Below are 14,845 nucleotides of genomic sequence, written 5' to 3'. Positions count from 1 at the left end.
AATATTTTTTCAAAAAAATTGCGAAAACGCCTTTCTTTCTCTACTATAATACCAAAAAGTTCGTATTTTTGCTACCAATATTATTTTTTTATAGCAAAAAATAAAACCAGGAAAACAATTTCCTGACTTTATATTTCATTTCACATCAAAAACAATGGATTTGACATTTGTCATCGCTTCAATGCTATATTTAATTCCTTGCACTCCAGCTCCAGAACCTTTGACACCAAGGAATGGGAAATTATCTGGACCACGTTGGGTTTTATTATTAATATGAACTGTACCCACTTCAAGTTTTTCAGCAATTTCAAAGGCTTTTTTGAAATCATTTGTAAAGACTGATGATTGAAGGCCGAATTCAGATTCGTTGGCAAAGGCAATAGCTTCCTCTACACTAGCCACACGGATAATTGGTAAAACAGGGCCAAATGGCTCTTCCCATGCTACTTTCATATCTTTTGTAACTTGGTCAAAAAGCACTGGCCAGAGAAGATTGCCTTCACGTTTGATTGGTGCAAGAGTCTGAGCTCCTTTTTCTTGCGCATCCTCAATCAAGCCCCAGATGAAGTCGGCTGAAGCATTATCAATAACAGGTGTAATATCAGCATTGTCAAATGGGTCACCAACTGTTAATTTAGCAACCTCTGCTTGAAGCAAAGTCGCTAATTTATCTGCTACACTTTCGAGAACAAGAACACGTTTAATGGCCGTGCAACGTTGACCTGAGTAGCTAAAGGCACCAGCAACAATTTGCTTGGCAGCATGTTCCAAATCTGCATCTTCTAGTACAAGAGCAGCATCTTTCCCACCAAGCTCCAGCATGATAGGACGCATACCAGCTAAACGACCAATACGTTCTCCGATAGGAGTCGAGCCTGTAAAGTTGATGAAGTTGACTTCTTTGTGTTCAATGATATAATCCCCAATTTCTGAACCACGTCCCGTAATAGTATTGAAAATACCTGCTGGAATTCCTGCTTCTTCAAAGGCTTTAGCCAACAAGAGTCCAGAAATGGAACCTTGTGTTGGTGGCTTAAACATGACCACATTCCCTGCAATCAAGGCAGGTGCAATTTTAGAAGCAGATAAATTAACTGGATAATTAAAGGGAGCAATCGCTAGCACGATACCAACTGGTTCACGACGTACAACAGCCAGTTTGTTTTTACTTGCTGCCTCAAAACCGCCACCTTCCATTGCTTGGCCAGTGATACGGAGACCTTCTTCCGCAGCAAAGCGAATCAAGTCTGCAGTACGAACCACTTCCCCAATTGCTGCTTTAATCCCTTTTGATACTTCTTTGGCAAGTATAGTACCAATTTCTTCCTTATCGCGTTCTAAAATAGCTGCTGTTTTGTGCAAATAAGCCGCACGTTCAACTGCTGATAAAGCTCGCCATGCTGGCAGGGCTGCACGCGCAGCTTTCATAGCCTCATCAACTTCAGCCTGAGTCATAGCTGGAACTGTACCCAATTCTTCTTGATTGATTGGTGAATAAATCGTAATTTCTTTTTCAGATGATTTCCATTTTCCATTTACTAAATTCTGATATCTTGTCAAATTCTCGTCCTCCTGAAAATGATTAAGATATATTTTACCAAATTTTCAGAAAATTACAACCCTTTTTGCGAAATTTTTGAGATTATTTTCACAAGCTTGATTGTTCAAAGTATACTCAATAAAAATAAAAAATCAGACTAGGAATCTAGTTACTGCAATCTCAAAGCACAACTGTGAAGTGATGCATAAAACGGATACAGTCAGCTCAAAATACCGTTTTGAGCTTGCAGATAAGGAGTCTAGTAAAAGTCTTTAAAACAAAAAGACGTCCTATCAAGTGTTCAAAAACTTTGATAGGATGCCTTGTTTCGTGAAAATATTTATCAAATTTTCTATACAAGTGAGTTATCAGCTAAGCTCTTTCTATTCGTTCACTTCCAATGATGTGTTAGAATAGCGAGATAGATGGTCTTTATAAAACACTCAAGACAGCTAGACTAATATCATCTAAAACATTATCTTCTTTTGAACGACTATTGGTTACCAACATAGCTAAATTTCCTGCATTTTCAAATGGATAGGGTTCTGATTTAGCATTCACAACCACCAAGAGGTGTTCTTTGCCGTGAACTTCATAGATAAGGCAGCCGCTATGTTCAATCGCAGAATGCACAAAGACATGATGGTAAATTTCATCATAGCTAGAGTAAGAAAAGGCACCAGTTTTTGTCTTCAATCGGATGACTTGACGGATAAACTCAATACTATCTTGACGCTCATTGATCAAATCCCAGTTGACTTGATTCACACTGTCAGGAGCATTATAGCTATTCATCGCACGCTCTCTATCATCATGTGTCAACTCACCATGCTCACCAGTCGCAACCAGTTTGGTACGACCAAATTCTTGACCGATTTCCATAAAGGCCATCCCTTGCATGAGTAGGTTCATAGCTGTGGCTGTCTCAACCTTGCGCATGATTTGTTCTGAACTTTGGTCTGGATGAAGGGTTGCCAATAAATCGTGAAGATTGTAATTGTCATGGGCTTCCACATAGTTAAGCACCTGATTTGGATGTGTATAGGTTCCTAATTCACGACTTCCTAGGATTGCTTTAGCTAGAATTGGCTCTGTCGCAGCACCACTGACAAAACCTGACTTGATAGCACCGTAAACTTCTCCACCTTTGACAGCATCACGCTGATTGTCATTAAAGAAACCAATATTTGGCATTTCGTAGGCGTTGTCTTTCTTAGCCTTATCATAAGGGGCAAGGCCTGTTCCCATATCCCATCCTTCTCCATAGAGGATAATGTTAGGGTCGATTTCATCCAAGCTCTGACGAATCATCTGCATGGTCTTGACATCATGAATCCCCATCAAGTCAAAACGGAAGCCGTCAATATTGTATTCCTGCACCCAGTATAGAAGAGAATCAATCATATACTTGCGGAACATTTCGTGTTCACTGGCTGTTTCATTTCCAACACCCGTTCCATTCTGGAAGGTACCGTCTGGATTCATACGATAATAGTAATCAGGGACAGTTGTTTGGAAAGGTGCATCAACAACTGAAAAGGTATGGTTATAGACCACATCCATAATGACACCAATACCCGCATCGTGGTAAGCTTGAACCATGGTCTTCAAATCGCGAATGACCTGAGCTGGATCATCTGGATTAGTTGAAAAACTAGTTTCTGGCGCGTTATAGTTTTGTGGATCATAACCCCAGTTGTAGGTTACATTTCCATCCTCATCGTATTCTTTATGACGGTCTGCAATTGGTTGCAACTGAACATAATTGTAGCCCAACTTCTTGATGTGATCAAAAGCAGTTGACTGACCGTACTGGTTAACTGTTCCAGTCTGAGCAGCACCCAAGAATGTTCCTCGAAGATGTTCATCTACACCTGAGGTCGGTGATTGGGTCAAATCACGAATATGCATTTCACAAATAACTGCCTTACATGGATTTTCCAAACGCCAAGCAGCATCAGAACCATGCTTGACCTCGAAGTTTTCGACTTGTTTTTCTGCATGGCTCAGAATAGCAGAACGTTTGCCATCAGGGCTGGTCGCGATTGTATAAGGATCACGTGTCAGTGTTTGGTGATGAGGGAATTGGACTTGATACTGATAAGCCTTACCAGTCAAATCTTCCTCAACATCCAAACTCCAGACACCAATAGTATTGTCCTTATGGTTATAAGAGTAGCTATTGCCTCTCTCCATCTCAAAGGTCTTCCAAACAGGAGCATCGTTAGTAGCTGATTCATAAACAACAACCTGCACTGCTGTCGCTGTTGGTGACCAGAGTGAAAAATGAGCCTGATTGTCCTCTACACGGCAACCCAATTCCCCTTGGTAACCCCAATGATGGTCAAAACTAGCACTGTTAATGGCCTTATCAAAGGCAAAAGGATTTTGATTTTTATAGAAAGGACTGGCAATAGCAGGATTTTCAGAGTAATAAATCCTATCATCGCCTTCCAAAATCCAGACCTCCGTTAAGAGAGGATAGTGATTAAAACGGATGGCATATTCTTTACTGGTTTGGCCGGTATGAACCACAAAATTCAAGCTTTCTAAGGGATGAACGCTTGGGTGTTCAAAACTAAATAAGGCACCAAAATAATCTTCTTGGTAAGTTAGTAAATCAATTCGTTGATCCTTACTCTTTACAAAAGAGCAAGTGTCATATTCACCATTCTTGCGATGGTAATGAATGCGCATAGGGTAGGTATACATTTTTATTTTTCCTTTTTATTTTATTTCTGTTTCACTAATAAATTCTTGACCAATCTCGTCTCAATTAACAGACATAGTCAAATTATCCAAACTCTGTTTTTAAACGATCATTACAGACTTTCTAACCAAGCTTCATCTCGAACCTCAATACCAAGTTCTTGTGCTTTTTGCAGTTTACTTCCAGCGTCTGCTCCTGCAACAACAAGGTCGGTCTTTTTAGAAACACTGCCTGTTACCTTGGCACCCAGACTTTCGAGTTTGCTTTTAGCTTCTGAGCGCTTAAGTCGTTCCAATTTTCCTGTCAATACCACGGTCAAGCCTGACAAGGCCGCATTCGCAACTACTGTCTGACCTTTATAGTCCAGATTGACCCCAGCTTCTTTCAATTCTTTAAGGAGAATTTCAGAGCCTTCTGTCGCAAAATAAGTCTGAAGACTCTTGGCAATCACACCGCCCAGACTTTCAATACTAGCCACTTCCTCTGGATCTGCCTGAGCCAGATTTTCAATCGAGAGAAAATGTTGAAGTAAAAGCTGACTGGCCTTACTGCCGACATGGCGAATTCCCAAACCAAACAAGAGTTTTTCAGCAGAGTTTTCCTTAGATGCTTGAATGGCTTGATACAGTTTAGAAGCAGACTTTTCCTTAACCCCCTCTAAAAGGAGAAAATCTTCCTCTTTCAAACGATAAATATCCGCGACATCCTTAACCAGATTAGCAGAAAAGAGTTTCTCAACTACTGATGGACCGAGTCCTGTAATATTCATGGCATCTCGAGAAGCAAAGTGAATCAAACCTTCCATGATTTGGGCAGGACAACGCGGATTGATACAACGCAGGGCCACTTCATCTTCAAAGTGCAACAAGTCAGAGTCACAACTTGGACAGTTTGTAGGAATATCTAGTTTCTCTTCAGAAACCCGTTTGGACTCTACCACGCGTAAAACGGCAGGGATGATGTCCCCGGCCTTATAGACGATGACCGTGTCGTCTTTACGGATATCTTTTTCAGCAATATAATCCACATTGTGCAGGGTCGCACGGCTAACAGTTGTTCCGGCTAGTTGTACTGGTGTTAGATTGGCAGTCGGGGTTACAACACCCGTACGGCCAACTGTCCAATCAACTGATAAGAGTTGAGCTTCTTTTTCTTCAGCCGGGAATTTGTAGGCCACTGCCCACTTTGGAGCCTTAACAGTAAAGCCGAGTTCTTCTTGGCTTGCTAGATCATTGATCTTGATTACAACTCCATCAATATCATAAGGCAGATTTTCCCGTTCCTGTCCTACTTCTTGAATAAAATCCCAGATTTCATCTATGTTTTCAGCCAAGATTCGCTTAGGATTGACCACAAAACCTAGTTGTTCTAGGTGCTTCAAAACCTTTTCTTGACTATCACGAGTTGAAGGACTGGCTTCTTGATAGAGGAAAGTGGCAAGATTGCGCTTGGCAACTACTGCTGTATCCAACTGACGCAGGGTGCCTGCTGCCGCATTACGAGGATTAGCAAATTCAGGCTCTCCATTTTCTTGGCGAGCTTGGTTGACCTGGTCAAAAGAAGCGCGTGGCATATAACATTCCCCACGAACTGTGATATCTAGTTCTTCTGGCAAAGTCAAAGGAATATCCTTAACACGCTTGAGATTTTCTGTGATATTCTCCCCAACAGAACCATCTCCACGCGTTGCCCCAGCAACTAAAATCCCCTTTTCATAAGTCAGCGAGATAGATAAGCCATCGATTTTCAGCTCACAAATATAGGTCGGATGAGCCACTTCCTTACGAACACGCGCATCAAATGCTTCAAGATCCTCACGTGAAAAAGCATCCTGCAAACTATAAAGAGGATACTGATGACTGTATTTTTCAAAACCATCTAAAACCTTGCCACCAACACGATGGGTCGGACTGTCTGCTAATACTTGATCTGGATAGGCAGTTTCTAACTCAACCAACTCACGGTAAAGGCGGTCATATTCACTATCTGAAACCGACGGATTGTCGCTGGTATAGTACTCAGTCGCATAGCGATTGAGCAAGGCGACTAACTCATTCATTCTTTTATTCATAAGACCATTTTACCATAAACTAAGCCCTCCTCACAAACGAGAAGGGCGGAAAAAACACTTAGATTGGAATTATTTTTAAAACTCAAACAGACTTATGTCTCTTTTTCAAAACGGGTTCGAACATAGCCTAGAGCTAAGAAAGATAAAACGACAACTCCAAGTCCTATAATCAAGAAAGAATAAAGATGGACACTTGGAAGCCAGGTCATTAAACCTGTTGCAATTGGCATAAAAAGTATAGCTAAGGTATAAATCGAACTGAGAACTCTACCCAAATATTCACCTTCAACCTTGGTTTGTACTTGAGTAAAAAAGTGAATATTGAAAATCGTCATGAACAATTCACAAACGAAATTGCCTGAAAAAGTAAGATAAGATGGGAGAGTAAAGCCCATTATCATCACTCCAAGTCCAGTCAGTGCCAATAAAAATAAAAGCATTTCCATACTAGCTTTAATCTTACTAGCTAGCAGGGCCCCAACAATAGACCCAATAGCACCCATAGTTAAAATAGTGGCATAGGCACCTTGAACTCCATAAAGCTGATTTGAAAAGGGAAGGAGGTAATTAAAAGCTGCAAAGAAAAAATTGACACTTGAAGCCATGACTAACAAAAAGAAGATTTCCTTTTGCTTCACAATATAGTGAACTCCCTCCTTGATATCAGAAAAAATAACTTTGAATGTAAGTTTCTTCTCCCCCAAAGTCTTCTCTTCTTTCTTTGGAAGCAAGGCTACCAAGCCAAAAGCGAGAAAAAAACTAAGAGCATCTAATACCAAGGTAATGCGAAGACTTGCAAATTGTAAAACCAGAAAAGAAAGTACAGGGGAACTCACACTGACAACCTGCATCACCAACTCCAAACGAGAATTGTAGAGGACCAGTTCATCCTTCTCTACCAATTCTGTGATAATGGCCTTATTTGCTGGTCTAGAAAAGGCAAAAGCAATAGCCTGAACAATGTTGGCAAAAATCAAAGCTCCAATCATCCAGCTGTCATTCCTTATGAAAGAAATAGCCAGACAAAGAATCCCACAAACAAGGTCTGTCATCATTAAAATCCTACGACGAGAAAAACGGTCTGAAATGACTCCGCCAAAAGGATTTACGAGAATAGATGTGACGAGTTCAGAAATCTGATACATTCCTAAAACAGTCTGTCCGATAGTTCCCATGGAAGCCAACCAGACACTATTTCCATAATCATAGAGCATATTCCCTATCTTGTTAACAGCCCCGCGGCTAATCAACTGTACTGCATAGCGATTCATATAAAAACTCCTCTCAAATTTTGAAACTATTGTATCAAAACTGAAAGGAGTTTTTTATTTTTCCCTTATTTGGGAAAATTAATCTTTGACAAATTTTTCGTAGTGTTCTTGATAGTAGGCTACTTGCTCTGGAAGACCTAGCACGTCAAAAATATGCATGGCCTCTTGCATCTGGCTACAACCTTCTTTACACTGTCCTTTTTGGTACAAATCAAAGCCTTTTAGATAATGGAAAATATTACGCTCATAAAGCTTAATACCTTTACCAATAATCTTCTCTGTATAAGCCTCAAAATAGCTTGCATTGTCAAAAGAAAGATGCTCTAAACAATGCTGGTAACAATTGAGGGCCAAAATCAACACCAATCTCTTATGGCGACCAATCTCTTGATAAAATTCTTCCCTCTCCATAACTTCTCTACCAATCCGAGTGACATAGTCTACATCGTAGAAACTATAAAGATTCCCGAAAAGAATCAATTCATACATGGTCCATTCTTCTGTTTTGAAAAGATAATCTGCTACCTTATCCAAATCATCCTGCTTCATATCATAAGTCGCATCTCTTTGACAAATCAGACCTTGCATCAAAATCCAGTTCAGCTCAAAATAAAGGGGATTTGTCGAACTTTTAGCCTTTTCAAGTTGTTCTCTTTGAAGCTTTTGAAAACCTGCAATATCATTTGAGTAGTAAAGCGGAATAATTTGCCCCATCATGGCAACATGTTCATGATTATGAAAATCCCTTGCCTTATCCATGAAATTTTCGATTGTGACATGAATGTTATCCAAAATCTCAAAGAACCGTGAGACTGCTAGATCAGACTCCCCAAGCTCAAAGCGAGATAACTGAGAAGTTGAACAGGATTCCCCTGCCGCCTCTTTTAAAGAATAATTTCCACTTGTTCGAAATTCACGAAATACTTTTCCAAGATGTTCCATCTTTACACCTGCTCTGATAATTCTTCCCACTCAAGCATCGCTTCTTCCTGACGATGGCTAATTTTGTCCAGCTCAGCCTGCAATTCCATTAGTTTACCTGCATCGTTTGTTTCCAACATTTGTTCAGAAATGACTTGACTTTGACTTTCTAGCTCTTCGATTTCAGCTTCTAGATTTTCGATTTGTCGCATGAGCTTACGAACTTCTTTTTGACTTTCTTTCTGAGCTTGGTAATCATTAACTGGACTTGCTTCTTTTTCTTGATTGCTAGCTGAAGCTTCCTCAGTTTGAATCATTTCTACTTCTGCTTTCTTCTCAACATAGTAATCGTAATCTCCAAGGTAGAGAGTCGAGCCATTCTCAGACAATTCCAGTACATGAGTTGCCACACGATTGATAAAGTAACGGTCGTGACTGACAAATAGAAGAGTTCCGTCGAAGTCAATCAAGGCATTTTCTAGCACTTCCTTGCTATCAATATCCAAGTGGTTGGTCGGCTCGTCCAGAATCAAAAAGTTGTTATTTTCCATAGACAATTTAGCCAAAAGCAAACGAGCTTTCTCACCACCAGACAGCATGCCGACGGATTTTTTAACATCATCTCCTGAGAAAAGGAAGGCACCTAGACGGTTGCGGATTTCAACTTCTGGTGTCAATTTAAAATCATTCCAAAGTTCATCCAGTACCGTATTACTTGCTGTCAGCTTGCTTTGGATTTGGTCATAGTAGCCAACCTCAACATTAGCACCAAAGCGCTTTTCTCCCTTGATAAACGGAATCTGGTCCACAATAGACTTGATAAAGGTTGATTTTCCAATACCGTTTGGTCCAACAATAGCAACAGCATTCATTTTACGAAGGTCTAGGTTAATCGGTTCTGACAGAACTTCCCCATCATAGCCTATAGCCGCATTTTCAACAGTCAAAACAACATTACCTGACGTTTTTTCAGACTGGAAGGTCATGTTGGCTGCTTTCTTACCAGCTTCAGGCTTATCTAAACGCTCCATTTTTTCCAGTTGTTTACGACGGGATTGGGCACGTTTAGTCGTCGAAGCACGGACTAAATTGCGATTGACAAAGTCTTCCAGAGCAGCAATTTCCTTCTGTTGCTTTTCATAGTTTTTTGCCTCAGTAGCTAGTTTTTGCTCCTTTAACTCGACAAAACGAGAGTAGTTGCCCACATAGCGATCCAAGGAATGCTTGGTCAAATCCAGCGTAATCGTCGCAACCTTATCCAAGAAGTAACGGTCGTGGCTGACGATAATGAGGGCACCGCTATAGTTTACCAAGTAATTCTCTAGCCAGGCAATAGTTTCAATATCCAAGTGGTTGGTTGGCTCGTCCAAGACCAAGAGATTGGGCTTTTCAAGGAGCATTTTAGCAAGTGCCAAACGAGTATTTTGACCACCTGAAAGTTCAGCAATTTTCATCTGCCACGTAGACTCGTCAAACTTGAAACCATTCAAAATCGCTCGAATATCAGCTTCATAGGTAAAGCCACCTGCTTGGCGAAAATTCTCAGATAAGCGGTCATAATCTGACATCAGCTTATTCAAGTCCTCACCAGACTTTTCTCCCATCTCTAGCTCCATCTGACGAAGTTGTTTCTCAGTCCGACGCAGGTCATCAAAGACATGAAGCATCTCATCGTAGATGGTATTTTCAGACTCAAAACGGCTATCTTGGGCTAGGTAAGACAGAGAAATATCTTTTTTCTTATTGATTTCTCCACTAGTTGGCTCCTCTTCCCCAACCAAAATCTTCAAAAGAGTAGACTTACCTGCTCCATTTTTCCCAACAAGGGCAATCCGGTCTCGTTCATCAACCTGCAGGTTAATATTATCGAAAAGAACCTCTCCTGCAAAAGAACGTTCAATTTTATTAGCTTGTAAAATAATCATACAAGTAGTATAGCATGTTTCCCTAAGGCATTCAAGATAATCGTAAGTCTTAACCCAAATATCCTAGAAAAATCGGCTCTGCTTATTCTCAGTATTCAAAAATATTTTGATTAGAAACTCTATTTATTTTGCAAGATAGCTGGTAAAATATTTTCACTCGTTCACAATAGCGCCTCAAATTCAGCCACAGTCATACCCAACTGCTGACTAGCTACCTCAGATGGAAGTAGACCTTGACGGACTAGATTTGCTAACATCGCAAAACCACCTTCAACTTTCCCACGTTCCAACCCTTGTTCAACCCCCTCCGCTCTAGCTGTTTCCAAGGCATAGTCCTGCGCTAACAAGGCTTGTTCTTCACGCATACGTAATTGACTAAACATTTTCCTGTCCTCCTCGGACCAGCTTTTATAGTCCAGCAGTTGGTCTGCCTGGCTGATGGCTCGCTCAGGTTGTTGGGTAAAGGGTTTATTCCCGAAAAACTCTAACCATGGCTTGCGAACCTCGTCTTTGCTGGTTTCTCTATATTTTTTAGTTCTTATTTGTGATGGTCTTTCAATAGCGCCTCAAATTCAGCCACAGTCATACCCAACTGCTGACTAGCTACCTCAGATGGCAGCAGACCTTGACGGACTAGATTTACTAAACCTACTTTTAATCCCTCTTCAATGCCTTCTTCGCGCCCTTTTTCACGACCCTCTGCACGACCACGCTCTAAGCCCTTTTCCTCAGCTTGTTCCAAGGCATAATCATGTGCTAACAATGCTTGTTCTTCGCGCATACGTAGTTGACTAAACATCTTCCTGTCCTCCTCGGACCAGCTTTTATAGTCCAGCAGTTGGTCTGCCTGGCTGATGGCTCGCTCAGGTTGCTGGGTAAAGGGTTTGTTCCCGAAAAACTCCAACCATGGTTTGCGAATACTATCTTTGCTGGTTTCTTTATATTTTTTTAATTCCAAGAATGCCATCTTAACCAGATGGTTTTCCTGACCATTGTTGATAATGGTTAAAACCTCACCTGTCGTGTCCTCGCGCATGCTAAAACTGTGGAAAGCTAGATCATCTTGGAAATAATTACTATCCACAATGGCTATTGCGTAAACAGGTGCGATGTGTTTGTAGCTCTGGTGGGTATCACCTTCTCGCTGGCGAATTTTTTCTAGGTTTTGATTGACCTGACTGCATAGGTAAGCCCACAAACGATTAATGAAAAAATTCTGATGATGAACTTGAATTTCGATGATAACTTGCGTTCCATTATCTAACTCCGCCAAGACGTCTATACTGGTATAGAAATCCTGAGCCGAGTAGGGTAGAGAAGGCAAGACATGAATATTGCTTCCCTCCAAAATGGTTACATTTTTTGCAGGTAAATCCAGCATATCGCGAATAAATTGACAAGTGATTTCTGGGTTGCTAAAGATTTTCTTAGCTACCAAGTCATTGGTTGGGCTAATGCCCGGATGACGTACAGTCATATTTGCTCTCCTTTCATTATAGCACATTTTTTAATCTAATTTACTAGATTTGATGCTTCTATCTATTTATTCGGAAAAAGAGAGTGAAAAGTTCAAACTTTCCTAAAAATAACAATATCTTAGATAAAAAAAGATAGCCAAACTTTTTACATCAAGAAATTTAGCTATCCTTTTTAGTTGTTTTTGTATCGTGTAATATTTACAGATTTCTCACTTATGGTCTTTCAATAGCGCCTCAAACTCAGCCACAGTCATACCCAACTGCTGACTAGCTACCTCAGATGGCAGCAGACCTTGACGGACCATATCTAGGAAGGCAAAGAGTTTTCCACGTTCAAGACCACGCTCCAGTCCTTGTTCAATCCCTTCCGCCCTAGCAGTTTCCAAGGCATAGTCCTGCGCTAACAAGGCTTGTTCTTCGCGCATACGTAGTTGACTAAACATCTTCCTGTCCTCCTCGGACCAGCTCTTGTAGTCCAGCAGTTGGTCTGCTTGGCTGATGGCTCGCTCGGGTTCTTGGGTAAAGGGTTTATTACCAAAAAACTCCAACCAGGGCTTGCGAACCTCGTCTTTGCTGGTTTTTCTATATTTTTTTAGTTCCAAGAACGCCATCTTAACCAAATGATTTTCTTGACCGTTATTGGTAATGGTTAAAACTTCACCTGTCGTGTCCTCTCGCATGCTAAAACTGTGGAAAGCTAAATCATCTTGGAAATAATTACTATCCACAATAGCTATTGCGTAAACTGGTGCGATATGCTTGTAACTCTGATGAGTATCACCTTCACGTTGGCGAATTTTTTCAAGATTTTGATTGACCTGACTGCACAAGTAAGCCCACAAACGATTGATGAAAAAATTCTGATGATGAACTTGAATCTCAATAATAACTTGCGTACCATTGTCCAACTCAGCCAAAACATCTATACTTGTATAGAAGTCCTGCGCCGAGTAGGGTAGAGAAGGCAAGACATGAATGTTACTTCCCTCCAAAATAGTTACATTTTTGGCTGGTAAATCCAGCATATCGCGAATAAATTGACAAGTGATTTCTGGATTGCTAAAGATTTTCTTAGCAACCAAGTCATTAGTTGGGCTGATGCCCGGATGACGTACAGTCATATTTGCTCTCCTTTCATTATAGCACATTTTTTAATCTAATTTACTAGATTTGATGCTTCTATCTATTTATTCGGAAAAAGAGTAGAAAAAATAAAAGAAGTCCCAAACTTTATAGCAAAATGAAATAAACTCTAAATAAATAGGATAGTAAAGTCGAATCAATTTCTAGCAATGTTTTATAAGTTATAATGCTCTATTCTGAATTTAAGATAACATATAATTTAAAGAGACTGGACCAAAAACTCAACTTCCGGAAAAAATGAAGTAAATCTTCCCACAATAAAACGCATAGTCTCAGTTTTTCAATACCTGATACTATGCGTTTTTCTGATTTGAGAGGCTTTTTCTCAGCCTCTTCTTAATCTTAGCTTTTCTTCAACCCACTACAGTTGACAAAGAGCCTGAGTTTTTAGTCTTCTTTTTTCTTGCGAGCAAGAAGTCCAAATCCACTTAGGGCTCCAAGGAGTCCAAGTGCTGCAAGGTTAGCATTAGCTTCTGTACCTGTGTTTGGCAACTCTGCTTTATCAGATGTTTTCGTAGATGTTACACTATCTACTGTCTTTTCTGATGTAGCTGTAGCCACTGCTTCACCTTTTTGTTCTGAAACTTTAGATGGTGCTGGGCTTGCATCCTGTTCTGGACTTGGAGTTTCAGCTTTGTTTGGTTTTTCTGGCGTTGAAGTTGATGGCGAACTTGATGGAGTCATTGGATGACTAGTTGGGCTTTCTGGTAAAATTGGAGTTCCATTCGCTACTTTCTCAAATTTATGAATTGTAACACCATCTTTTGTTGCAGTTGTAATCAATCGATATCCAGGAATATTTCCTGATTCATGAGTTCCAGGTTTTTCTGGTTTTATTGGATTACCATCTTCATCAAACCATACTGTAATCTTATATTCTGGTTTATCTACTGATGGTGTTCCTTCAAAGTAGATGTGTGTAATTTTATCTCCTTTAAGGATACTTTCTAACCAAACATAACTAGCAAATTTCTCTTTCTCATGAACACCTTTTTCAGGAGCTTTCAAGACATTCCCATTTACATCAATCCATTCTGTCGTTCCTTCAAATTTAGGTAAATCAAGGATATTCGGCACAACACTAACAATCTTACTTTGTTTGTATTTATGTTTTGTTTGCGTATCTACAGATGTTTTTGGTTCGATTTGCTTACTTGGAATATAAACGAGACCGTTTGTTGGATTGATTGTAACTCCTTTTGGAGCTTTTTCAATCATCCACGTACCATTATCTTTTTTAGTAACGATTGTTTCTTTCTCAGCACTATTTCGTTTTGTAAATGTAATAGATAATGTATCCGCGTCTTTATTCGGTACTTCAACTTCCACAGTATTTCCACCTGAACGTTCCACAATTCTAGGTGTTGGTGGAATAACATTGATTCCTGTTTCAGGTTGTGGAGTCTCTGGTGTTTCTCCTGGTTTCGGTTGTGGAGTCTCCGGTGTTTCTCCTGGTTTTGGTTGTGGAGTCTCCGGTGTTTCTCCTGGTTTTGGTTGTGGAGTCTCTGGTGTTGCTCCTGGTTTTGGTTGTGGAGTCTCTGGTGTTGCTCCTGGTTTTGGTTGTGGAGTCTCTGGTGTTGCTCCTGGTTTTGGTTGTGTACCACGTTTTACAACACGTGTAACTGGGTCTGTTGTTGCTGTTTTTGGTTCATTTGCAGTTACTTCACCTGTTGTTGGGTTTAGTTCATAAGTAGTTGTCTTAACAGTTTCTCCATTGACACCAGCTGTTACTTCTCTCTCTTCCCCTTCTGGAATTGAGTTGTCCTCCTCATAACGAGTTTTAAAT

At 40.3% G+C, this 14,845-nt stretch carries 9 protein-coding genes and 1 pseudogene; all 10 read right to left on the bottom strand.

The genetic code is table 11. The features are described from left to right. Positions 1–135 precede the first annotated feature (135 nt). Positions 136–1,560: an NADP-dependent glyceraldehyde-3-phosphate dehydrogenase gene (locus tag SMIDD28_RS03235; protein ID WP_061424673.1), complete on the bottom strand. Its 1,425-nt coding sequence runs from the start codon at positions 1,558–1,560 to the stop codon at positions 136–138. Positions 1,561–1,972: 412 nt separating this feature from the next. Next, positions 1,973–4,252, bottom strand: a complete 2,280-nt coding sequence (pulA, locus tag SMIDD28_RS03230; protein WP_061424668.1) for a type I pullulanase — start codon at positions 4,250–4,252, stop codon at positions 1,973–1,975. Positions 4,253–4,362: 110 nt separating this feature from the next. Next, entirely contained in the window at positions 4,363–6,321 is a 1,959-nt protein-coding gene (gene ligA, locus SMIDD28_RS03225; protein WP_061424666.1) for an NAD-dependent DNA ligase LigA, read from the bottom strand. A 92-nt stretch (positions 6,322–6,413) separates the two neighbouring features. Next, positions 6,414–7,592: an MFS transporter gene (locus SMIDD28_RS03220; protein ID WP_061424664.1), complete on the bottom strand. Its 1,179-nt coding sequence runs from the start codon at positions 7,590–7,592 to the stop codon at positions 6,414–6,416. Positions 7,593–7,670: 78 nt separating this feature from the next. Further along, positions 7,671–8,534: an Rgg family transcriptional regulator gene (locus SMIDD28_RS03215; RefSeq protein WP_061424662.1), complete on the bottom strand. Its 864-nt coding sequence runs from the start codon at positions 8,532–8,534 to the stop codon at positions 7,671–7,673. Between the two features lie 2 nt (positions 8,535–8,536). After that, a complete protein-coding gene (locus SMIDD28_RS03210; RefSeq protein ID WP_061424660.1) occupies positions 8,537–10,438 on the bottom strand; it encodes an ABC-F family ATP-binding cassette domain-containing protein in 1,902 nt (633 codons plus the stop codon). A 161-nt stretch (positions 10,439–10,599) separates the two neighbouring features. Further along, a pseudogene (locus tag SMIDD28_RS12540) lies at positions 10,600–10,980 on the bottom strand (hypothetical protein); the annotation flags it as partial. Continuing rightward, positions 10,977–11,915, bottom strand: coding sequence for an Rpn family recombination-promoting nuclease/putative transposase (locus SMIDD28_RS03200; RefSeq protein ID WP_061424657.1), 939 nt, complete (start codon positions 11,913–11,915; stop codon positions 10,977–10,979). The pseudogene SMIDD28_RS12540 and the gene SMIDD28_RS03200, both read right to left, overlap by 4 nt. 210 nt (positions 11,916–12,125) lie before the next feature. Then, positions 12,126–13,037 (bottom strand): Rpn family recombination-promoting nuclease/putative transposase, encoded by a 912-nt coding sequence (locus SMIDD28_RS03195; protein WP_061424655.1) that lies wholly within the window; start codon positions 13,035–13,037, stop codon positions 12,126–12,128. Between the two features lie 409 nt (positions 13,038–13,446). Further along, positions 13,447–14,845: G5 domain-containing protein (locus SMIDD28_RS11840; protein ID WP_196756352.1), on the bottom strand; the 1,399-nt coding region annotated here is incomplete at its 5' end.

The sequence above is a fragment of the Streptococcus mitis genome (genome assembly GCF_001579045.1).
GTDB lineage: Bacteria > Bacillota > Bacilli > Lactobacillales > Streptococcaceae > Streptococcus > Streptococcus mitis_D.
The sequence above is the reverse complement of the archived record's forward strand: the minus strand, read 5'-3'. Positions and strand labels throughout refer to the sequence as shown.